Below are 289 nucleotides of genomic sequence, written 5' to 3' on the forward strand. Positions count from 1 at the left end.
CGGCAACGGCCTGTGGAGCATTGATATTCCGGCCGCCGACCTTGGCAATATTCCGGACGGCAGCTACAGCGTGGTGGTGACCGCCACCGACGGTGCGGGCAACGTCAGCACGATCAACAGCCCGCTGACGGTGATTGCCGATCCGGCGAATCAGCCGGCGATTACCCTCGATCCGTTCGCCGGCGACGGCGTGCTGGACGGGGCGGAGCAGCAGGTCGATCAGCAACTGAGCGGCTCGACCACCAACGTGCAGGCGGGACAGGTGATTACCGTCACGCTGGGCGGGGTG

General features: G+C 66.1%; 1 protein-coding gene. It reads left to right on the forward strand.

Going from position 1 to position 289, the window contains the following annotated elements; genetic code table 11:
* The coding region (locus NG42_RS21695; protein WP_052903115.1) for a hypothetical protein at positions 1–289 on the forward strand (289 nt) is incomplete at both ends.

The organism is Winslowiella iniecta, assembly GCF_001267535.1.
Classification (GTDB): domain Bacteria; phylum Pseudomonadota; class Gammaproteobacteria; order Enterobacterales; family Enterobacteriaceae; genus Erwinia; species Erwinia iniecta.